The following is a 20,327-nucleotide window of genomic DNA, read 5'->3' as shown; positions in this document are numbered from 1 at the left end:
ACACAGAATCCCACTCGGCCATTCGATGACAATTGACAATGCCGAAAGGCGTCCATAATCGACTGTGATCGACTATGGACGCCTTTCGCGTGCTGCTGGTCGGTAGCTGTCAGGCAGACTTCCAGACTGCCACGACGGACGGCCGCGGCTGGGTGTCGCCGCCGTCGGGCCAATGCGAGATCGGTGCATCGGCAGAGGCGTCGTCGCCCTCGCCCGGGTGCTGCACGCACACCACGACTCGCTCGTCGGAGATGATCGGACCGCAGGTCTCACCTCCGGCGGGAACGGTCAGGAACTGACGAGTCTCACCGCGTCGCGGCCCGTCGAGGACCACCGCGAACAGACCGTCGTTGGAGTCGAGCGCGTTTCCGTCGGTGGAGACCCACAGGTTGCCCTTGGAGTCGAAGGCGAGGTTGTCGGGGCACGAGATGGGGCTGACCTGACTCTTGTCGAAGCCGCCGAAGTACGTGTCGGCCTCGTTCGGGTCACCGCACACCAGCAGCAGGTTCCAGGTGAAGGACGTGCCCGCATGGTCGTCGTCGAGCTCGAGCACCTGACCGTTCTTGTTGGTGTTGCGAGGATTGGCCTCGTCGGCCGCGGCCTTGCCCTCGGTGCCACGGTTGGAGTTGTTCGTCAGCGCGACGTAGACCTTGCCGGTCACCGGGTTGGGCTCGAAGTCCTCCGGACGGTCCATCTTGGTTGCGCCCACCTTGTCACCTGCCAGGCGGGTGAACACCGCGACCTCCTCGGCGGACATACCGTCGACCAGGGACTCACCCCGTCCGTCCTCGCCGGTGCGCAACAGGGGAATCCACGTTCCGGTTCCCTTGAACTCGCCGCTGGCGGGTAGTGTGCCCGAGCCGTCGATCTCGTCCGGGGAGTCACCGGTGAGGGTGGCGACGTACAGCGTGCCCGCGTCGAGCAACGTCATGTTGTTGCGCATCGCGGCAGCACCGGTGCCGGGCATCATCTTTCGGCTGGAGACGAACTTGTACATGTAGTCGAAGCGCTCGTCGTCACCGCTGTAGGCGACGACGGTGCCGTCGTCGGTGACGTAGATGGTGGCGGCTTCGTGCTTGAAGCGTCCCAGCGCGGTGTGCTTGATCGGAGCCGACTGCGGATCCCACGGGTTCACCTCGACGATGTATCCGAACCGGTTGGGCTCGTTGGGCTCCTGCGCGAGATCGAAGCGCTTGTCGAAGGTCTCCCACTTGCGATCACTGGCGGCACCCTCGATGCCGTAGCGGGCGAGTCGCTCTGCGGCGACGGTCTCGGTGACCGACTCGGCGTTGCCGAAGTACTGGTTGAAGTTCTCCTCGCCGGACAGCACCGTGCCCCACGGTGTCAGGCCGCCTGCGCAGTTGTTGAACGTGCCGAGCACGCGGGTACCCGTCGGATCGACGCTGGTCTTGAGAAAGTCGCTGCCCGCAGCGGGTCCGGTGACGACGAACTCCGTGGTGCCGGTGATGCGGCGGTTGTACCGACCCATCGCGGGGGTGAGCTTGCCCGAGTTGCCCTCGCCCTGAACCTGAACCACGGTCAGACCGTGCGCGGCCAGCGCGATGTCGAACTGCTCGCGCGTGGGGTTCTCCTCGTCGTAGCCCTTGAACATCGCCGGCTCGGTGGTGTATTCGTGATTGACCACCAGCAGGAAGGCGTTGGGCGTTCCCTCCACCGGCAGCAGACCGGCGAAGTCGTTGTTGAAGCCGAACTGCATCGCCTGTGCGGCTGCGGTCTGGTTGTCGAAGTCGAATGCCGGAGCACCGTCGACCACCGGATCGCCCCAGCGGATGACGACGGCCTGCTCGTGGCCCTCGGGGATCACCACGGCGTCCTCGGTGTTCGGTTCCACCGCAACAAAATCCACGCCTTCCACCGGCGGGGCATCGGCACCCGAGGTGCTCGAGCTTGCGCTTCCGGTGGTGGCCGGCTCGTCGGTCGAGCACGCCGCAAGAGCGCTACCCGCACCCACGGCGAGCACCGCCATGGCACCGCCCTTGATGACACCGCGCCGCGACATCGCGGTCTTGACGATATCGCCGAAGTACTCACCCTTCGACGTGTTGGGAACCTCGTGGAAACACGCATCTCCGCACTTGTACTTGCACGTCAATGATGATCGCTTGGAGCTTCCGTCGTGAACCGCGAACAAGGGTAGTGGCTTCATGAATGGGCACGCTGTCACCCAAAAGCGAAAGTAAAGGAACGCTCAGGTGAAGTCGCGGACAACGAGGCTGCCCTAACGTGCTACAGAACCTGCGACAGAAACGCTTTCAGTCGATCGGTATGCGGATCGTCGAACAACTGCTCCGGCGTTCCGGTTTCGACGGCGCTGCCGTGATCCATGAACAGCACCCTGTTGGACACCGATCGCGCAAAGCCCATTTCGTGGGTCACCACCACCATGGTCATTCCGCCCTTCGCGAGGTCGGCCATCAGCGCCAGCACGCCCTTGACCAACTCGGGGTCGAGTGCAGAGGTGGCCTCGTCGAAGAACATCACCTCGGGCTTCATGGCCAGTGCTCGCGCGATGGCGACGCGCTGCTGTTGACCACCCGAGAGATTGCCCGGACGCGAATCCGCCTTGTTGGCCAAGCCCACCAACTCGAGTTGCTCCATCGCGGCGGCGCGCGCCGCTTCCTTGGACAGGCCGAGCAGCTTGTGCGGGCCGAGCGCGATGTTGTCCGCGACGCTCTTGTGCGGGAACAGGTTGAACTGCTGGAACACCATGCCGATGCGTTGACGCAACTCGTCGGGGTTGTCCTTCAGGACCGACGTGCCGTCGAGCAGAATGTCGCCCTGCTCCGGCTCGTGCAGCCGATTGAGGGCGCGCAGCAGCGTCGACTTGCCCGAGCCCGACGGCCCGATGACCGTGGTGGTCGTGCCTGCCGGGACGTCGATGCTCACCCCGCGCAGCACCTTGTTGGTACCGAAGGACAGGTGAATGTCCTTACCTTGGAGCGAAACAGAAGTCATGTCAGCCTCTTTCCACGACGACGGCCTGCTCGACCGGGTCCAGCGTCTGCTCGGCCTTGCCGGTCCGCAGTCGCTTGTCGATGTAGTTCACGAGATGAGTGAGTGGCACGGTCAGCACCAGGTAGAACAATCCGGCCGCGACGAGCGGGGACAGGTTTCCGGTCTGTGCGTTGAGATCTCGGCCGACGGCGAACAGCTCGCGTTGGGTGGCGAGCAGTCCGAGGAAGTAGATCAGCGACGAGTCCTTGATCAGTGAGATGAACTGGTTCATCAGCGCCGGCAGGACGCGTCGGATACCTTGCGGAACGACCACCAGGTTCATCGATCGACGATGGCTGAAGCCCAGTGCCCGTGCGGCTTCCATCTGTCCGGCCTCGACGCTCTGGATGCCGGATCGGAAGATCTCACCGATGTACGCCGCGGCGAGCAGCGAGAGTGCCGCCGCGCCCAGCCAGTACGGATTGCCGCCGGTCACCCCTTGCACCACCGGGCCGATACCGAGTCCGATGATCAGAATGATGACCACGGCGGGCAGCCCGCGGAAGATGTCGGTGTAGACGCGAGCGGGCCAGCGCAGCCAACGGGTGCGAGACAGGCCCGCCAACGCCAGCAGCATGCCCAGGACCGTGCCGATGATGCCCGACGCCAACGCCAGAATCAGCGTGTTCGGCAGGCCCACCTTGAACAGGTCGGGGATGGCGGACTTGTACAGCGACCAGTCGAAGAACGTGTCCCCCAGCTGCGCCAGCGTGGATTTGGGTTGAACGGCAACGGCTTCGGGAGCATCCGCGTCGTTCTGTGCTGCAATGGCGGCGAAGTCGGGTAGCTCCGGCTCGGGGGCCGCCTTGCTGCCCGGCTTGAACCCGTCGGGCAATTCGCGCGGAACCCAATCGGAGTACAGGGTGGCCCAGGTGCCGTCGGCGATCACCGCGTCGAGCCCCGAGTTCAACGCGTCGATCAGTGGTTGATTGTCGCGAGCGACGGCCCAGCCGACGAAGTTGTTCAGCGAGAACGTGTTCTGCGTGATCGCGGTGCCGTCTTCCGGCTTGACCAAGCCCTCCGCCTGCTGGGACGGGGCCACCCAGGCGTCGATCTGACCGGTCCGCAGGTTCGCGTACGCGGTGTTGTAATCGGGAAACTTCACCGGATCCAGGCCGAGCGTGTTCACCACGTAGTCGTCCTGCACGGTGCCCTGCACCACGCCGATCCTGCTGCCCGCGTTCAGGTCCTCGAACCTGCTGATGGGGCCGCCGGTCTGAGCAACGAGGGAGAAGTAGCCGAAGTCGTAGCCGTTGGTGAACCCGACGGTGTTGCGTCGCTCGTCCGTCGTCGTGATGGAGGACGACCCGACGTCGAAGCGGCGACCCGCAACCTGCGCGAGCAGACCGGAGAACTCGGTGCCCGAGAAGTTGATCTCCAGGCCGAGCTTCTCGGCGACGGCCCTCAGCAGCTCGTTGTCGTAGCCGGTGTACTGGCCCGACGAGTCGAGGCAGATGCTCGGCGGGGCGTCGGACAGGGTGCCGACGGTCAGCACTCCCGGCGTCGCCAATCCCAGTGCGTCGGTGTCCACTCGGTCGAGCGGAGTGACGCTCGCCGTCGTGTATCTGTCCTCCGTCGCGGCGGCTGCCGCGGCGTCGAAGTTCGTCGGGGTGGACGACGCACTGTCGACTCCGGGAGGGGCGCACAGGTCGGTGGGACCTGCGGCCGCCTGATCATCGGAGGAGGACGTTCCACACGCGGCGAGCGTGAGGGCCATCAACAGTCCGAGAACGAGAACCACGAGCGCGCGTGAGGCGCGTACGGCAAGCATGTACAAAACCCTAAGCGGACCGGGGCCCACTCACCCAAACGGCCGACGCACAAGGGTTTCGCTCAACGAATTGGTGCCTACCGGTGTGCGTCCCGCCACGTGATGGCCTGACCCAGTTCGGCCAGGTCGTAGTCGGGTCCGTTGACGCCCACGGTGAACAGGGTGGCGCCGGCGTCGACGAAATCCTGAGCGGTATCCGCGCCCGGCCACGCCACCGATCGGGTGATGCCCGAGACGTCGCGTCCGACGGTGGCGCCGTGCTCGGCCAGGATCTCGGACTTGCGTTTCAGCGCCTCGAGGTCGGCGAAGCTGTGCCAGATGTGCGCGTACTCGGCCACCATCTTCAGGGTCTTCTTCTCGCCGCCCCCGCCGATGAGGATCGGAATGTCGCGGGTGGGGGCGGGGTTCCCGACGTCGAGGCGGTGGCGGATTCGGCCCAGGCTCTCTTTCAACAAGGCCAGACGCGAACCAGCTGTGCCGAACTCGTACCCGAAGTTGTCGTAGTCCTTCTCGTTCCACCCGGCACCGATGCCGAGGATCAAGCGTCCGCCGCTGATGTGGTCGACGGTGCGCGCCATGTCGGCGAGCAGGTCGGGGTTGCGGTAACCGCCACCGGTGACGAGTGCGCCGATTTCGACGTTCGAGGTCTGCTCGGCCCAGGCACCGAGCATCGTCCAGCACTCGAAATGCGGACCGTCGAGGTCGCCGTACAGCGGGTAGAAGTGATCCCAGTTGAACACGATGTCGACGCCTGCGTCTTCCGAGCGCAACACCGCGTCGCGGATCAACTGATAGTCGGGAGCATGCTGGGGCTGAAGCTGAACACCGATCTTGACGGTCATGTACGTCTCCTCGTCGTGTGGGCTGCGTCTCCCATGATGCACCCGAACGGCATCAGCCGATGCGGACGCCGCTCTCGGCCATCATCGCGCGCAGCACGAATCCGGCCTCGAAGCCGACGATCTCGCTGACGAGGGTGATGTAGCGATCGACGAATGCGCCGCCGTGCTGCTGCTCGTTCTCGTCTGCGAAGTGATGTGCGAGCTCGTGCAACACCACCAGTTCCCGCAGCGCCCACGCGCTGTTGCCCCGATGGAGTGGCACGGCGATGGTGGCGGTGTCCGTCTCGTAGTGCGCCGCAGCCGAACCCGACCGAGCCCTGACGGTGATCACGCGACCGGCGTCGGGCCACGTGGCCGCGACCCAGTCCAGCGCCAACACCGCATCGACGTACGCCTGCACCGAGTCGAGGGAGGCGAACTTGCGCTCGACCGGCAGCGTGAGCTGCGACCCCATCACATGCACCACGCGAATATCGCGCTCCTCGGCGCGATCGAACATGGTGCGGACCAGTTGTTCTGCGTCGTAGACGGCCGCTCGTTGCGCGTCCCTCGCCCTGCTCATCCGATCAGCCTAATTTGTGTCGTCCTGCCGACTCGCCTACAGTTGCGTATCGACAACGATTGTCGAAGTCGTTCCCATCTCTATCCTCAGGAGAAATCGTGCTCGCCGTCGATGACCTCTGCATCGACGCGGGCCGGTCCCGCATCGTCGATCGAGTGTCCTTCGAGATCCCCGACGGCCGACGCCTCGGCCTACTGGGTGCGTCGGGATCGGGAAAGTCTCTGATCGCCGCCGCGCTCGTCGGAGCGCTACCACCCGGCATCGCCTGCACCGGTCGCATCGCCGTCGACGGCCAGGATGTCGCCGGAGTTCCGACGCCCCGCCGGCCGCGTACCGCCCGCCCCGCGATGGTGTTCCAGGATTCGGCCACCGCACTGAATCCGATGGTCACCGTGGGCAGGCAACTCCGCACGCCCGACGCCCCCGCGCTGCTCGAGCGGGTGGGCCTGCGCGACACCGACCGCATCCTGGCTTCGCACCCGCTCGAGCTGTCCGGTGGCCAGCGCCAACGCGTCTGTATCGCAGTCGCATTGGCACGGGCGAGTTCACTGGTGATTGCCGATGAGCCGACGACGGCCCTCGATGTGGTCAGCCAGGCGCGAGTGGTGGACGCGCTTCGGCAGGTGCCGTCGCTGCTGATGATCACCCACGACATCGCCGTCGCCGCGCAGCTGTGCGACCACCTGATGGTGCTCGACTCGGGTTGCATCGTCGAATCCGGTTCCACAGCAGCAATTCTCGACAGTCCGAGGTCCGACGTCGTGGTGCGTATGCTCGATCGAGCTCGCGCCGCCGACCCGTTTCGTCAGCTGGTGGCACCATGACTGCGGGCTTGGTGGCCACCGGCATCACGCGTACCTACGTACGACACGGCTCGTCTCGTACCGCGTTGGACGGCGTCTCGTTCACGCTGCCGCCGGGCGGTCGCACAGCCGTGGTCGGCGAATCCGGCTCGGGCAAGACCACGTTGTTGCGCATTCTGTTGGCGTTGGATGTGCCCTCTGAGGGAACCGTCGAATTGGACAGGCACACAGTGCGTCCCGGTTCCGTCCGCTCGCTGCGCTGGTTTCGCAGACTCGTGCAGTACGTACCCCAGGATCCCGCGACCAGCCTCGACCCACGCCGCAGTGTCCTGGATCTGGTGGCTACGCCACTGCGACTGCTGGGCGTCGACGGAGATCATCGCGCGAAGGCAGGTGCCGCACTCGCTGCCGTCGGGCTGGACGAGCGTTGTCTGCAGCGCCGCCCGACGGAGCTGTCCGGTGGGCAGAACCAACGCGTCGCCATTGCGCGTGCGGTGGCATGCGAACCGCAGTACCTGTTGGCGGACGAGCCGGTCAGTGGACTGGACCCCGATCTGCGCGAGCAGGTGCTCGCAGTACTGGCCGGCCTGCCGAGCGCAGTGCTGATCGTGAGCCACGACCTGTCTGCAGTCGCTCGACTCTGCAGCGACGTATCGGTGATGCACGACGGCCGGATCGTCGAAACCGGCAGCGTGCGAGACATTCTGACCGAACCTCAGCACTCCTGCACCCGAGACCTGATCGACGCCGTACCCCGGCTTGCACAACCATCACAGGAGATCCATTGACCACGAACATGTTCCGCATCGGCGCTCTGGCAGCGGTAGGCACCCTCACGCTCACCGGCTGCTTCTCTTCGGGTGCCGCCGAGGACACCGCGGATCGGGCCCGCGTCGCGATGCTGCAACCGCCACGCTCGGGGCTCTCGCAGTTCAGCGACGATGCCTTCAAGCTCTCGCGCTGGTCCACCGCCGAAACCCTCGTCACGCTCGACGATCTCGGTGACGCTCGGCCCGGTTTGGCCGCCGTCTGGAACCGCGTCGACGAGCGCACGTGGAGTTTCGACATCCGACCCGACGTGATGTTCCACAATGGTGCGCCTCTGGATTCCGCCGCGGTCGTCACTGCTTTGACTGCTGCCACTACCGCCGCGCCGAAGCCGCGCATTCTCGACGGCGTCGAGCTGACGGTGACCGCCACCGACGACGACACGGTGGAGGTGGCCACCGAGGACGTGGATCCACTGGTGCCGCAACGGCTGTCGAGCCCGCAGCTCGCCATCCTGGCACCCGCGGCCTATTCCGCGGGCGGCAGCGACCCCGTCGGCACCGGCACGGGACCGTTCGTGTTGACCGCAGTGAACGGCACATCGAGTGCCACGCTGGACCGCAACGAGAACTACTGGGGTGAGCCCGCGAAGGTCGCCGGCATCGACGTCGACTTCGTGCCCGACGGTACGGCCCGCGCCGCGGCGCTCCGCAACGGTACCGCCGATGTGGTGGAGGCGATTCCGGTATCGCAGGCCGCCAACATCGACCCGTCGCTGGTGCACGAGGTGCCGATGCCGCGTACCAACACTCTGTACCTGAACTCCTCGTCCGGCGTGTTCGCGGATCCGGCCATGCGCGCCGCCGCACGCGAGTCGGTGGACAAGGATCGTCTGGTCGAGCAGGTCTACGAGGGCCGCGCCGACGCCGCGAACGGATTGCTCGGCCCCGCGCTGCCGTGGGCGGCGGACCGTCCTGCCCGCACCGAGACACCAGCGGGTGATGCCACCGGCAAGAAGATCACGCTCGCCACCTTCACCGACCGCGCCGAGCTCCCCGAGGTCGCCGTGCTGCTGCAGCAGGAACTCGAGGCGAAGGGATTCGTCGTCGAGCAGGTGGTGCGTGAGTACCAGTTCATCGAAACCGACGCGCTCAGTGGTGCATTCGATGCCTTCATTCTGTCTCGCGCCACCGTCCTCGACTCCGGTGACCCGGTGGCGTACATGTACTCCGACTTCGCCTGCGAGGGATCGTTCAACATCTCCCAGTTCTGCGACCCGCAGGTGGACGCCGCGTTGGCAGACGCCTCGGCCACCGAACCCGGAGACGACCGCCGCGCCGCGATCCTCGCTGCCGAGAAGCTGATCCTGGAGAAGGACGCAGCCGTGCCGATGCTGCACGAACGCGTCATCCAGGGCGAATCCGAAGGTGTGACCGGCGTCGCCCGCGATCCCAGGGAACGCACGCTCATCACCAACCAGACCGCCTTCGAGTAAGCAGTGAGAACAACCGCCTCGCGTCTGGTTGCCGTCGCCGGTGTCGTGCTCCTCGTCGGGATGCTGCCGTGGCTGTCGAATCGCGATCCGGCCCTGAGCATTCTGCGGGCCCGTTCGGCCGAGCAGGAAGCAACCCCCGAGGCCCTGGCCGCCATTCGCCGCGACCTCGGCCTCGACGCCGGACCGCTGCGGATGTTCTGGGACTGGCTCACCGGCATCGCGTCGGGCAATCCCGGAACATCCTGGAACACAGGTGAACCGGTGCTGCCGGGGGCCCTCGATGCGCTGCTGGTGTCGCTGACGCTGATGGGCTTCGCGATGGTCGTCGCGATCGCCGTCGCCGTCCTGGTGGTCGTGCCCAGCGTCCGGGCCGGGCTCCGGGGTACACCGAGACGTACCGGGGGCGGCATCGCTGCAGCGCTGACGTCGATGCCGGAGTTTCTGCTCGCGTCGGTTCTGGTTGTCCTCGGTGCCGTGTGGTTGTCGTTTCCGGCCTACGGCTGGAACGGTCCCGAGTATGCGGTGCTTCCTGCACTCGCGCTCGGGTTGCCTGCGGGCGGGCTGATCGGGCGACTGCTTGCCGACGCGATTGCCGTCACCTTCACCGAAGGGTGGGTCATCACGTGGACGGTCGCAGGCTTCTCCCGGCCCCAGATCGCCGTGGCGGTGTTGCGCCGCGCGCTCCCCGGCCTCGCGTCGCAGATCGGTCTGGTCATGGTCGGCATGACCGGCGGCGCAGTGGCTGTCGAAAAGGTTTTCGCCATACCGGGATTGGGTCGGACAACGCTCGGCGACGCGCAATCGCAGGATCTTCCCGCCCTGCAGATCGACATCATTCTTCTGCTGGCCGTGAGCGCAGCTCTCGGTGTCGCGGCCGAGATCGGCCGGCGTCTGCTGCTCGGCAGCGCACTGCACGAGAAGGCGATGCCCATTCCGTCCGGCGTCTTCCATCCGTCGCCGCGGCGCTGGGTGGTACCGATAGCTGCGGCGTCCGTCCTGCTGGTCATGGTCCTTGCCGGATTCCCCCGAGACGGCCAGGCGACGACGCGGGAGAAGTTCGCGGCCCCGTCACTGGCGTACCCCTTCGGCACGGACGCGTCGGGCCGAGATCTGTTGGCGCGCGTCGCCGACGGCGCACTGCGCTCCATCGGTCTCTCGCTTGCCGTCACACTCGCGGCCCTGGTGGTCGGTGTGTTGCTCGGACTGATTCCCCGAGCATCCCGTGGACTGGTCGAGGTCACCAATGCAGCGCCGCCCGTCGTCACCGGCATTCTGATCGCGGCGATTTGGGGCCCGAGTGCAGGCGGGGCGGCCGTAGCCGTTCTCATCGTCACCTGGGCTCCGCTCGCCGCGCACACTGCCGCTCTCGTCGAGGAGACCCACGCTCGACCGTACATCTCCATCCTGCCCACGCTGGGGGCGAGCAATGCGCGAATCCTGCTCTGCTCCGTCGTGCCCGCCGTCGCTCCGGTCGTCCTGCGGCACGCCATGATTCGGCTCCCCGGTGTCGCTCTCGCTCTGGCGGCCCTCGGATTTCTCGGCCTCGGTCCGCAACCACCCAACGCGGATTGGGGACTGATTCTGTCCGACGGGGTCGCCGCCGTCGAGCGGGCACCGTGGGTCGCGGCCGCTCCGCTTGCGTCGCTGATCGCACTCGCCGTACTCGCCGTGTCTCTCGCCGGTGCCACCTCGGGCCGGGTGAGGAGGACCGGTAGCGTCATCGAGAAAGTCGACGCAGGAGGACGCAGCACGTGAGCACGAAGACCGATCGCTCGCCGACGCGGTGGCGGTGGTCGTTTCTGGTCGATCTGCGGCGGGCCACCCCTACCGTACGCCTGTTCGTCCTCACCCAAATGACCTTCAACATCGGCTTTTTCATGGTGTTGCCGTATCTGTCGGTGCACCTGACGAGTGATCTCGGGCTCGGGGCCGCTCTCGTCGGAGTGGTCCTCGGGATCCGAACCTTCTCGCAGCAGGGGTTGTTCTTCGTCGGTGGCACCCTCGCCGATCGGTGGGGCATCAAGCCGGTCGTTCTCGTCGGCTGTGTACTGCGGGTGGCGGGATTCGTGGGCCTTGCCTTCGCGGATTCGCTCGCGGCCGTGTTGATTGCCACGGTAATGGTCGGCTTCGCGGCCGCATTGTTCTCTCCTGCAGTCGAATCGGCAGTTGCAATAGAGGCGGGCAAGAGTGAGCGCGACGGTGGTGCAACGCGGGTGGAGACGTTCGCGTTGCTCTCGGTGTGCAGTCAGATCGGATCGTTCACCGGCCCGCTCGTGGGCTCGCTGCTGTTACTGGTCGACTTCCGCATCGCCTGTCTCGTGGCGGCCGGCATATTCGTTCTGGTCATCGCCGCGCACATCCGATGGTTGCCGCGCGAGCGTGGTGAGCATCGCGACGATCCCTGGCTCTCCGGTTGGACCGACGTGGTGCGCAACCGAACCTTCGTGCTGTTCGCCGTGGCGATGAGCGCGCAGCTGGTGGCCTACAACCAGCTGTACCTGCTACTGCCGCTCGAGGTCGAACGTGCGTGGGGATCGCAGACGGTGCTGGGCTGGTTCTTCGCAATCTCGGCGGTACTCGTCGTCACGACGCAACTGCCGATCACTCGACGCGTCGGTGGGATATCGCCTCGTGTCACGCTGCCCGTCGGATTCGCCGTCATGGCAGCATCTTTCGTCCTGGTAGCGGTGTTCAGTCCCTTGGAACTGAACGGGCTGGTCGGGCTGATCCCGGCTGCGCTCTTCGTGCTATTGCTCGCCCTGGGCCAGATGATCGCCATGCCCCAGGCGCGGGATCTGGTGCCGCGCATGGCAGCCGAACGTCGACTCGGTTCGTACTACGGCTTCATGGCCTCGCTCGGGGGCATCGGAGTGCTCATCGGATCGACGGCTCTCGGTGTGGTGATCGACGCCTCCCCCGATGCCGGCTGGGGCGCGGCCATCCCGTGGCTGGTCGCGGCGCTGTTCCCCATCGCCAGTGTCGTCGGATTGCGCCTGGTGCTCGCTCGCCTCGATTGAGCGGCCCGCGCTCCCCATCCCCCGCTCCCCCTGCGGCGGCCCGGGGACTACACCCGAATCCGCAACACCGCGATTCTCCCGTCCTGGGTGAACTCGAACCAGTACGACAGGTTCACCGGGCTGCCGGGGAAGTCGCCAGAAATCTGTGCGGTGGTGGTGGTGCTGCCTGTGCCGGATTCGACGACGGAGAGTACGTCGTAGCGCACCTGCGGCACCTCGGTTCGCCAGCGGCGGATCGCGTCGATGCCGTGGTGTTCACGGCCTTCGTCTTCCACCACGGCGTCGGGGGAGAACAGGGCGAAGTAAGCCTCCGAGTCGGCTTGGGTGGCGAGCTCGAAGTAGTGGTCGATGATCTGTGATTCGTTCATGAACCGAGACTCGCCCCTCCCCCAGAGGGAGAGTCCACTCTCCCCCAGGGGGAGGGGTCAGAATATCGACATGAACGGATTGCTGACGATCGGCGAGTTCTCCCGGATCACGCACCTGTCGGTCAAGACGCTGCGTCGATATCACGAGTCGGGACTGCTCGAGCCGGCGACAGTGGACGACCATTCCGGCTACCGGTACTACGCCACGGACCAGGTCGCTACGGCACAGATCATCAGTCGGTTCCGCAGCATGCAGATGCCCGAGCGTGAGGTGCGGACGATCGTCACCACACCTGATCCCGACGCCCGAGCCCGACTGATCACCGAACACCTCACTCGGCTCGAGCGGCAGTTGGACGACACCCGATCAGCGGTGACGGCACTGCGCCGGTTGTTGGATCCGTCTCCGCCCACCATCGAGGTCAACCGCGTACTCACCGAACAGTGTTCGGTCGCAGCAGTATCCGAGGTGGTCGACGCATCCGAGGTGCTGAGTTGGTACTCCGACGCGATGGCCGAGATCGACTCGGTCGTTTCCGACACCACCGGACCACCGGGCGGGCTGTACGACAACGAGCTGTTCACCGAAGGTCGTGGACTCATGACGGTGTACGTGCCTACCGCAACTGCGCCGTCCGCCAATAGAATTCGACCGATGACGTTGCATCCCACCGAACTGGCGGTGACGGTCCATCACGGGTCTCATGTCGATATCGACGTCACGTACGGAGCTCTGGGCGTGTACGTGGAGACCAACGGCATGGCCATTGCGGGACCGGTGCGCGAGGTCTATGCCGTCGGACCACGAGATACAGAGGATTCGTCGCTGTGGCGCACGGAAATCGGATGGCCGGTATTCGCGGCCTCGACACGAACGCCCTAGTCAGCGACCCAACTGCCTGCTTGCTCGGTCGAGTTCGGCGTGCGCACCGATTTTCGCGTTTCGCCCCGCTCGATCCCCGGCTTTCCGTGCGCCCTCGGAGTATCCGGCATTCGCGCTCTGGCCCCGCCAGTGTCCTCGCGCGGTCGAGGTCTGCCGGTAGTAGTCGCGTAGCTCGATCTCTTTGTCGCGCAACACCAATGCGGTACCGGCACCCTGTTGTTCCTGGGCGATCGCTGTCGCCTCGGTGTCCTTCTTGACCTCCGCGAGCCGTTGACCGATGCGCGACGCGAATGCAGTCTGGAAGTTCAACCGGGCCGTCACGGCAGCGACGGGCACTACCTCGCGCCGGGTGTAGCGTCGCCGATTCTTGATCTCGGTGACGGTACGAATGGCCGTCTCGGACTTGTAGGCACCGGATTTGATGTACGCGTCCGATGCTCGCACCATCTGGATCAGCAACGAGGAGTACAGGGCCTCGGTGGTCTCGATGTCCGAGTCGAAACCGTAGGCGAACACCTGCGTCGACGATCGGGACACATCGCACTGGACATCGTTGGCGTGTGCGATGGACACGAACAGATGGACGTAGGTCTTGAGCCCACGCTTGCCCGGCTCTCCGATGGGGATCACCTTCTGGGTGGGCGTCGCCTGCCGCTCCCTGGACGCGCTGTGCGAACGCGCCACCGCAAGATCGACCGATGCCGACGTCGCCAGACGCTGAGCGGCCTCCATGAAGGCCTCGGCCTCGTGGGGGTTGTCGGTGGACTCGGCCTGGCGCAGCAATCCGCCGATCCGCGTCAGCATCTTGTCCGAACTCATGAGCGAAAGGTTACCGGCCGACTCCGACAGGTCCGGGTTGACCGATTCAGGAACTCGGAAATGACCACTACGCGGTGCGATGTGTGCCACAGTACCCATCGACATATGTGTCGGGGGAGCATCACAGCGAGATTCTGCGTGCCCATCTCCGGGCACATACCACCGCGTAGAAGTAAGTGGAGAGAACAATGGCGTCTTTGATCACGAAGGTGGCGGTGGTTGCAACGGCAGCCACGCTGCTGACGCTCACCGGATGTTCGAGCGACAGCGGTTCGAGTGGCGATTCGGGTGCTGCATCCGAAAACGCCGACGGCCGTGGACCTATCACCTATGTAGAGGGCCAGGACACCACCGAGACCGGTGTCGTCCAGCAGATCATCTCGGAGTGGAACTCCAGCCACCCCGACGAGCAGGTCACCTTCAAGGAACAGTCCGCCGACGCCGATCAGGCCCACGACGACTTCGTCCAGCAGCTCCAGGCACAGCAGAGCGACTACGACGTGATGGCACTCGACGTCGTCTGGACCGCCGAGTTCGCGGCCAAGGGCTGGCTCGTGCCGCTCGAGGGCGAATTCGCACTCGACAACGCAGGCGTTCTGCCCGCGACCGTCGCGAGTGCGACCTACAACGGCACGCAGTACGCCGCGCCCAAGAACACCAACGGCGGACTGCTCTACTACCGCAGTGATCTGCTCCCCGAGGCACCCACCACCTGGGCCGAGCTCACCGAGGACTGCCAGGTTGCCAGGGACAACAACATCGACTGCTACGCAGGGCAATTCGCGCCCTACGAGGGTCTGACGGCCAACGCGTCGGAGATCATCAACGCGCACGGCGGATCGATCGTCGCCGAAGACGGCAAGACCCCCACCGTCGACAGCCCGGAAGCCAAGGCCGGACTGCAGACCCTGGTCACCGCGTTCGAGACCGGCGTCATCCCGGCCCAGGACACCACGTTCAAGGAGTCCGAGAGCCAGCAGGCGTTCCAGGACGGACAGACGTTGTTCCTGCGCAACTGGCCGTACGTCTACGGCACCGCGGCGGAGGAAGGTTCGGCCGTGGCCGGCAAGTACTCGGTCGCACCGCTTCCCGGAGTCACCGGAGTCGGCACCTCGACGCTCGGCGGATACAACGCCGCGATCAGCGCGTACTCCGAGAACAAGGCCACTGCTGCCGACTTCCTGCGATTCATGCAGGGCGAGCAGGCTCAGCGCATCATCGCCGAGGGCGCTTTGCCGCCCGTGCTGTCGTCGCTGTACGACGATCCGGCACTGATCGCCGCGATGCCGTACCTTCCCGCATTGAAGGCATCCATCGAGAATGCCGTCCCGCGTCCCGTCACCCCGTTCTACCCGGCCGTCTCGAAGGCTGTGCAGGACAACGTGTCTGCCGCCATCAAGGGTGAGAAGAGCGTCGACCAGGCGATCACGGACATGCAGGCCGGTATCGAAACCGCCGGCGCCAACTGATTTCGGGAGAACCAATGGCTGTACCTGCTGGTGTGACCAGTGGGGCCGGCGCAACCACCGCGGCCGGGGGCTCGTCCCCCGGCCGCGGTCGGCATGTGCGGTCCAAGAACAAGCGCTTCGGCCTGACGCCGGGTCGGGCTTGGCTGTTGATCGCACCGACGCTGGTGATCCTCGCGATCGTCATCGTCTACCCGGTGATCCGAGCCCTCGTCATGTCCTTCTCCAAGGATCCCGGCCTCGATCCCGACACCGGCATGTTCGTCACCGGTGGTTCTGCCGGCTTCGACAACTACACGCATTGGATTCTGCAGCAGTGCACCTCGGCCTCGGGCACGCTGGTGCCCTGCCCGCCGGGAACTCTCGGTTCGCAATTCTGGGGCGCGGTCGGCAACACCGCGTTCTTCACGGTCGTGACGGTATCCATCGAGGTGGTCATCGGCTTCGCGATGGCGGTGATCATGGGTAAGACCTTTGCCGGACGCGCTCTGCTGCGCGCGGCGATCCTGATCCCCTGGGCGATCCCGACGGCGGTCACGGCCAAGCTCTGGTACTTCATCTTCGCGTACGACGGCATCGCCAATCGCATTCTGGGAACGAACATTCTGTGGACCGGTGACGCGTGGCCCGCTCGTTTCGCCGTCATCATCGCCGACGTGTGGAAGACGACGCCGTTCATGGCGCTGCTGATTCTGGCCGGCTTGCAGATGATTCCCGCCGACGTCTACGAAGCGGCGCGGGTCGACGGGGCATCGGCGTGGCAGCGTTTCACCAAGATCACACTGCCGCTGGTCAAGCCAGCGCTGATGGTGGCAATTCTGTTCCGCACCATGGACGCACTGCGCATGTACGACCTGCCCGCCATCCTCACCGAGGGCAACCCCGCCACTCGAACCATCTCCATCCTGGTGGTGGAGCAGATCCGGCAGGGATTCAACAGCGCTGCGTCGCTGTCGACCATCTCGTTCATCATGATCTTCATGGTGGCCTTCATCCTGGTGAAGTTCCTCGGAGCCAATGCCGTTGCTACACAGGAAACCCAGCGCAAGGGGGCCGGTCGATGAAGCAGGCCCGCATCTATCTCGGTGTCGTCATCATCCTGGTGTGGGGGTTGGCACCGTTCTACTGGATGGTCGTCACTGCATTCCGCGACCCGCGCTACACGTTCGATACGACGCCCTGGCCGACGCACGTCACCTGGCAAAATTTCGAGACCGCCCTGTCGACGGCGAACGGAAACAACTTCCTGCGTGCGGTGGCCAATAGCCTGATCGTGGGCGGCGCGACCACCCTGATCGCGTTGGTCATCGGCATCTTCACGGCATACGCGCTCTCGCGCATCGACTTTCGCTTCAAGTACGTGGTGACGGGCATCATCCTGGGTGCGTCGATGTTCCCCGTCGTCGCATTGGTGACCCCGCTGTTCCAGTTCTTCACCAACATCGGGTGGATCGGTAGCTACCAGGCGATGGTGATCCCCAACATCTCGTTCGTCCTACCGCTGACGATCTATACGCTGGCGGCGTTCTTCGCCGAATTACCCTGGGAACTCGAAGAAGCCGCGCGGATCGACGGTGCCGGACGCTTCCAGGCGTTCCGTCTGGTGATGCTGCCTCTGGCAGCACCCGCTCTGTTCACCACTGCAATCCTCGCGTTCATCGCAGCGGTGAATGAGTACTTGCTGGCCAGTCAGCTCTCGAGTGACAAGACCGAACCGGTGACCGTGGCCATCGCGCGGTTCACCGGCAACGATCCGCTCGTGGTGCCGTATGCGGCGATCATGGCCGCGGGCACCATCGTGGCGATTCCACTGGTGATCATGGTGTTGCTGTTCCAGCGCCGCATCATCTCCGGACTGACCGCAGGTGGCGTCAAGTCGTGACGGCTCAGGATCATCTGCAGTTGTTGGCAGGCATTCTCGGGTTCTTCGCGCTGGTTGCTCTCGGTTTCGCTGTAGCCGGGATCATCGGAGGTGATCCCGGCGTACTGCCGTCGGTGGCGCTGCTGGGTCTGCTGATAGCACTGTGGTTCACGGTCAAGAAGATTCGCTGACTGTCAGCGTGCGCGGATCGCACCTTCGATGTCTTCGGCACTGATCTCTCGTGTGCAGAAGAACCAATCCTGGCAGTCGACGTCGGAGTCGGTGCCGTCCATTCGGTCTGCAGCCGATCCGCACGAACCGGCCGGTGGCACGATGACCGGATCACCCGGACGCCAATCTGCCGGAGTTGCAACATCGAATGCGTCGGCGGTCTGTAGGGCCTTGATCAGACGCAGGATTTCGTCGAAGTTCCGGCCGGTGCTCAGCGGGTAGTAGATCACTGCGCGCACCACACCGATCGGGTCTACGACGAACACTGCCCGCACTGCCTTCGACGTGCTCTCACCGGGCATGATCATGCCGTACGCGCGCGCGATGTCCATCGAGATGTCCTCGACCAGAGGGAACTTCACCTCGACACCGGACATACCGTTGAAGCTGATCTTGTCCTTGATCGTACGTAACCACGCGATATGGCTGTACAGCCCATCGATCGACAGACCGACCAATTCGGTGTTGTACTCACGCAATTCGTCGGACATGGCAGCGAATGTTATGAACTCACTGGTGCAGACGGGTGTGAAATCTGCGGGGTGCGAAAAGAATATGACCCATTTTCCGCGGTAGTCGTCGGGAAAGTCGATAGGCCCCTGAGTGGTCATCGCTGTGAACGACGGAGCGCGGTCACCGATTCGAGGCATTACGACGTCGGTCACGGGTGCCTGTAGTTGGCCTCGTAAGTTTCGCGGTCTCGCACTGCGCCGGACGTGGCGCGTGGAATCGACGCTGCATCGATCCCGTGCTGCCCGAGCCGGAACGCCCTGTAGATCAGATGCAGTGCGGAGGCGAAGTAGACGACGGGGACGAAGATGAGCAGCATCATCAGACCCGCAATCCAGTTCGGCCCTGGGAACAGGAGGAAGAGCAAGAGCACGGCGACGAGTGGAACGAGGAATCGGGCCAGATAGCGCTGTGTGGATCCACGTCCGGTCAGGTCGTGCAGAACCCAGTCCTGCAGGTCGTCCGGGAGGACGCCGCCGACGTCGTAGCGCAGACGCTGACCGAAGGTGGGAGTTTTCATGCCTCGACCGTAGGTTCGCAGGTGCGCCCGGCGCTGGGGTACGAGGTCCCGTCAGCCGCGCCGAAGGACCTTTGTTCCGAATGCGATCAGAGTGCAGCGGGACCGAAGGCGTCTTCGGCCATCGAGACCAACTTCGCGGACGCGGCGTTCGGCTGCGGTGCCCAGACGAGCGCCAACAGTGCTGCGGTGGTCGAGTCCGTCAGTTCCACCGCGGTCAATCGATCGCCGTAGGTGTCCATCATCGATGCGCTGAGAATCGCCACCCCCAAGCCGCGGGCAGCGAGGTCGGCCACGGCGTCGGGGGCGCTGGCCTGCAACATGATCGACGGTGCGAGTCCTACTCCGGCACAGTCCCGGTCGAATACCGCACGGATGCCGGTGCCTGGCGGAAGGGCCACGATCGGGTGCTCGCACACCTGCGCCAACGTCGCCTCGTCCTGTGCTGCCAGAGGGTGCTGCGGTGGAACGGCCGCGACGATTCGCTCGTCGATCACCACCATCGATGCCAATCCGTCCGGGGCCTGAGCTGCGACACCGACGAGTGCGATGTCCAATTCTCCGGCGCGCACATCGGCGACCAAGCGATCCGAATTACCCTCCTGGAGAGCCAGTTCGACGCCAGGGTGCGCCGAATGGAAGCGGGCCAACGCGTCGAACAGTGGTGGGACAGTGCAGGCGGTGACCATTCCGACGCGAAGCGAGCCGCGCAGGAGTCCGGCAACGTCGTCGACGGATTGCCTGACCGAGCCGGCAGCGGCCAGTGTCGCACGGGCTTGCGTCAGCGCGGCCTGACCGGCGGTGGTCAATGTTGCTGTGCCGCCCGATCTGTCGATCAACTCGGCTCCGAGTTCGCGTTCGAGCGCTCGGATCTGGGCGCTGACGCCGGATTGGCTGATGTGCACCCGGGCTGCTGCGCGAGTGAAGTTCGCTTCCTCGGCCACCGCGACGAAGTACTCCAGCTGTCTCAATTCCATTGCTGAGTCCCCAGATTCGGGCCCTCACCGGAATTCAGTCTGGCGATGTTGCGCTTCGGGGCAGTCACGCGGTAGCTGCAGTCGATCAATTCGGCGGCCTCGGCCCAGACGTCGTCGTCGGCATCACTCAGGTCGAATCCCACCCAGCCGGCCGGGCCGAGATAGGCGGGGTGGAAGTACCGGGGTTCGAGCTCGCAGGCGCGCTGTTCCTCGACGCTCTCGCATTTGACGAGGATCGAGAGGTCGTATTGGTCGCCGCCTTTGACCCCACCGCCGAAGTAGACGAACACCGAGGCGGTGCGGAAAGTCGGCCGACCGTGTGAGATTTTCTCGGATACCTCGGGGTAGGCGAACGCCAGCGCGCGGACGCGTTCGAGGACCGGATGCTTCGAGGTGGGATCGATGGCCACGCCAGAACGATA

The 20,327-nt window shown here is 65.0% G+C and carries 21 protein-coding genes; 10 read left to right on the top strand and 11 right to left on the bottom strand.

Going from position 1 to position 20,327, the window contains the following annotated elements; genetic code table 11:
* Positions 1–109: 109 nt before the first annotated feature.
* From MTX34_RS10890 to MTX34_RS10870, 5 genes are all read right to left on the bottom strand, one after another.
* Positions 110–2,167, bottom strand: a complete 2,058-nt coding sequence (locus MTX34_RS10890) for a PhoX family phosphatase (protein ID WP_243609455.1) — start codon at positions 2,165–2,167, stop codon at positions 110–112.
* An 80-nt stretch (positions 2,168–2,247) separates the two neighbouring features.
* Positions 2,248–2,976, bottom strand: coding sequence for an amino acid ABC transporter ATP-binding protein (locus tag MTX34_RS10885; RefSeq protein WP_243609454.1), 729 nt, complete (start codon positions 2,974–2,976; stop codon positions 2,248–2,250).
* Position 2,977: 1 nt separating this feature from the next.
* The gene (locus MTX34_RS10880; RefSeq protein WP_243609453.1) at positions 2,978–4,786 is read right to left on the bottom strand and encodes an ABC transporter substrate-binding protein/permease; all 1,809 of its coding nucleotides are present in this window, start codon (positions 4,784–4,786) and stop codon (positions 2,978–2,980) included.
* Positions 4,787–4,863: 77 nt separating this feature from the next.
* On the bottom strand, positions 4,864–5,628 hold the full coding sequence (locus MTX34_RS10875) for an LLM class F420-dependent oxidoreductase (RefSeq protein WP_243595649.1): 765 nt from the start codon (positions 5,626–5,628) through the stop codon (positions 4,864–4,866).
* Between the two features lie 52 nt (positions 5,629–5,680).
* The gene (locus tag MTX34_RS10870) at positions 5,681–6,190 is read right to left on the bottom strand and encodes a TIGR04338 family metallohydrolase (RefSeq protein ID WP_243609452.1); all 510 of its coding nucleotides are present in this window, start codon (positions 6,188–6,190) and stop codon (positions 5,681–5,683) included.
* Between the two features lie 98 nt (positions 6,191–6,288).
* Between MTX34_RS10870 and MTX34_RS10865 the strand changes: the two genes are divergently transcribed.
* Genes MTX34_RS10865 through MTX34_RS10845 form a run of 5 tightly spaced genes read left to right on the top strand, consistent with a single transcriptional unit; the run spans position 6,289 to position 12,273 of the window.
* Positions 6,289–7,014, top strand: a complete 726-nt coding sequence (locus MTX34_RS10865; RefSeq protein ID WP_243609451.1) for an ATP-binding cassette domain-containing protein — start codon at positions 6,289–6,291, stop codon at positions 7,012–7,014.
* Positions 7,011–7,781, top strand: coding sequence for an ABC transporter ATP-binding protein (locus tag MTX34_RS10860; protein ID WP_243609450.1), 771 nt, complete (start codon positions 7,011–7,013; stop codon positions 7,779–7,781). Before MTX34_RS10865 ends, MTX34_RS10860 begins: the two co-directional genes overlap by 4 nt.
* A complete protein-coding gene (locus MTX34_RS10855) occupies positions 7,778–9,256 on the top strand; it encodes an ABC transporter substrate-binding protein (protein WP_243609449.1) in 1,479 nt (492 codons plus the stop codon). The genes MTX34_RS10860 and MTX34_RS10855 overlap by 4 nt, the downstream gene beginning before the upstream one ends.
* 3 nt (positions 9,257–9,259) lie before the next feature.
* Positions 9,260–11,011, top strand: a complete 1,752-nt coding sequence (locus MTX34_RS10850) for an ABC transporter permease subunit (protein ID WP_243609448.1) — start codon at positions 9,260–9,262, stop codon at positions 11,009–11,011.
* Positions 11,008–12,273, top strand: a complete 1,266-nt coding sequence (locus MTX34_RS10845) for an MFS transporter (RefSeq protein WP_243609447.1) — start codon at positions 11,008–11,010, stop codon at positions 12,271–12,273. The genes MTX34_RS10850 and MTX34_RS10845 overlap by 4 nt, the downstream gene beginning before the upstream one ends.
* A 47-nt stretch (positions 12,274–12,320) precedes the next feature.
* Here MTX34_RS10845 and MTX34_RS10840 read toward each other — a convergent pair whose 3' ends face one another.
* A complete protein-coding gene (locus MTX34_RS10840; protein WP_243609446.1) occupies positions 12,321–12,641 on the bottom strand; it encodes a nuclear transport factor 2 family protein in 321 nt (106 codons plus the stop codon).
* A gap of 70 nt (positions 12,642–12,711) precedes the next feature.
* Here MTX34_RS10840 and MTX34_RS10835 point away from each other — a divergent pair, with 70 nt between their 5' ends.
* Entirely contained in the window at positions 12,712–13,524 is an 813-nt protein-coding gene (locus tag MTX34_RS10835) for a MerR family transcriptional regulator (RefSeq protein ID WP_243609445.1), read from the top strand.
* Here MTX34_RS10835 and MTX34_RS10830 read toward each other — a convergent pair whose 3' ends face one another.
* Positions 13,525–14,343, bottom strand: a complete 819-nt coding sequence (locus tag MTX34_RS10830; RefSeq protein WP_243609444.1) for a DUF2786 domain-containing protein — start codon at positions 14,341–14,343, stop codon at positions 13,525–13,527.
* Positions 14,344–14,531: 188 nt separating this feature from the next.
* On the opposite strand from MTX34_RS10830, the gene MTX34_RS10825 reads away from it, so the two are divergent.
* Genes MTX34_RS10825 through MTX34_RS10810 form a run of 4 tightly spaced genes read left to right on the top strand, consistent with a single transcriptional unit; the run spans position 14,532 to position 17,861 of the window.
* Positions 14,532–15,812, top strand: coding sequence for an ABC transporter substrate-binding protein (locus tag MTX34_RS10825; RefSeq protein WP_243609443.1), 1,281 nt, complete (start codon positions 14,532–14,534; stop codon positions 15,810–15,812).
* A gap of 14 nt (positions 15,813–15,826) precedes the next feature.
* Positions 15,827–16,873 carry a carbohydrate ABC transporter permease gene (locus MTX34_RS10820; protein WP_243609442.1) on the top strand — a complete coding sequence of 349 codons (1,047 nt, stop codon included), beginning with the start codon at positions 15,827–15,829 and terminating at the stop codon, positions 16,871–16,873.
* On the top strand, positions 16,870–17,691 hold the full coding sequence (locus MTX34_RS10815) for a carbohydrate ABC transporter permease (protein ID WP_243595637.1): 822 nt from the start codon (positions 16,870–16,872) through the stop codon (positions 17,689–17,691). The genes MTX34_RS10820 and MTX34_RS10815 overlap by 4 nt, the downstream gene beginning before the upstream one ends.
* A complete protein-coding gene (locus MTX34_RS10810; RefSeq protein WP_243609441.1) occupies positions 17,688–17,861 on the top strand; it encodes a hypothetical protein in 174 nt (57 codons plus the stop codon). The genes MTX34_RS10815 and MTX34_RS10810 overlap by 4 nt, the downstream gene beginning before the upstream one ends.
* A 3-nt stretch (positions 17,862–17,864) precedes the next feature.
* On the opposite strand, the gene MTX34_RS10805 is transcribed toward MTX34_RS10810, so the two are convergent.
* The 4 genes from MTX34_RS10805 to MTX34_RS10790 all read right to left on the bottom strand — a co-directional run bounded on the left by MTX34_RS10805 (position 17,865) and on the right by MTX34_RS10790 (position 20,315).
* Entirely contained in the window at positions 17,865–18,551 is a 687-nt protein-coding gene (locus tag MTX34_RS10805; RefSeq protein ID WP_243609507.1) for a peroxiredoxin, read from the bottom strand.
* A gap of 11 nt (positions 18,552–18,562) precedes the next feature.
* Positions 18,563–18,931: a DUF5313 family protein gene (locus MTX34_RS10800; protein WP_243609440.1), complete on the bottom strand. Its 369-nt coding sequence runs from the start codon at positions 18,929–18,931 to the stop codon at positions 18,563–18,565.
* 86 nt (positions 18,932–19,017) lie between these two features.
* Positions 19,018–19,905 (bottom strand): LysR family transcriptional regulator, encoded by an 888-nt coding sequence (locus tag MTX34_RS10795; RefSeq protein ID WP_243609439.1) that lies wholly within the window; start codon positions 19,903–19,905, stop codon positions 19,018–19,020.
* Entirely contained in the window at positions 19,896–20,315 is a 420-nt protein-coding gene (locus MTX34_RS10790) for an MmcQ/YjbR family DNA-binding protein (RefSeq protein WP_243609438.1), read from the bottom strand. The genes MTX34_RS10795 and MTX34_RS10790 overlap by 10 nt, the downstream gene beginning before the upstream one ends.
* Between the last annotated feature and the right edge of the window lie 12 nt (positions 20,316–20,327).

It is taken from the genome of Rhodococcus sp. ARC_M5 (genome assembly GCF_022810405.1).
GTDB classification, from domain to species: Bacteria; Actinomycetota; Actinomycetes; order Mycobacteriales; family Mycobacteriaceae; genus Rhodococcoides; species Rhodococcoides navarretei.
This window is presented reverse-complemented; position numbering and strand designations above follow the sequence as displayed.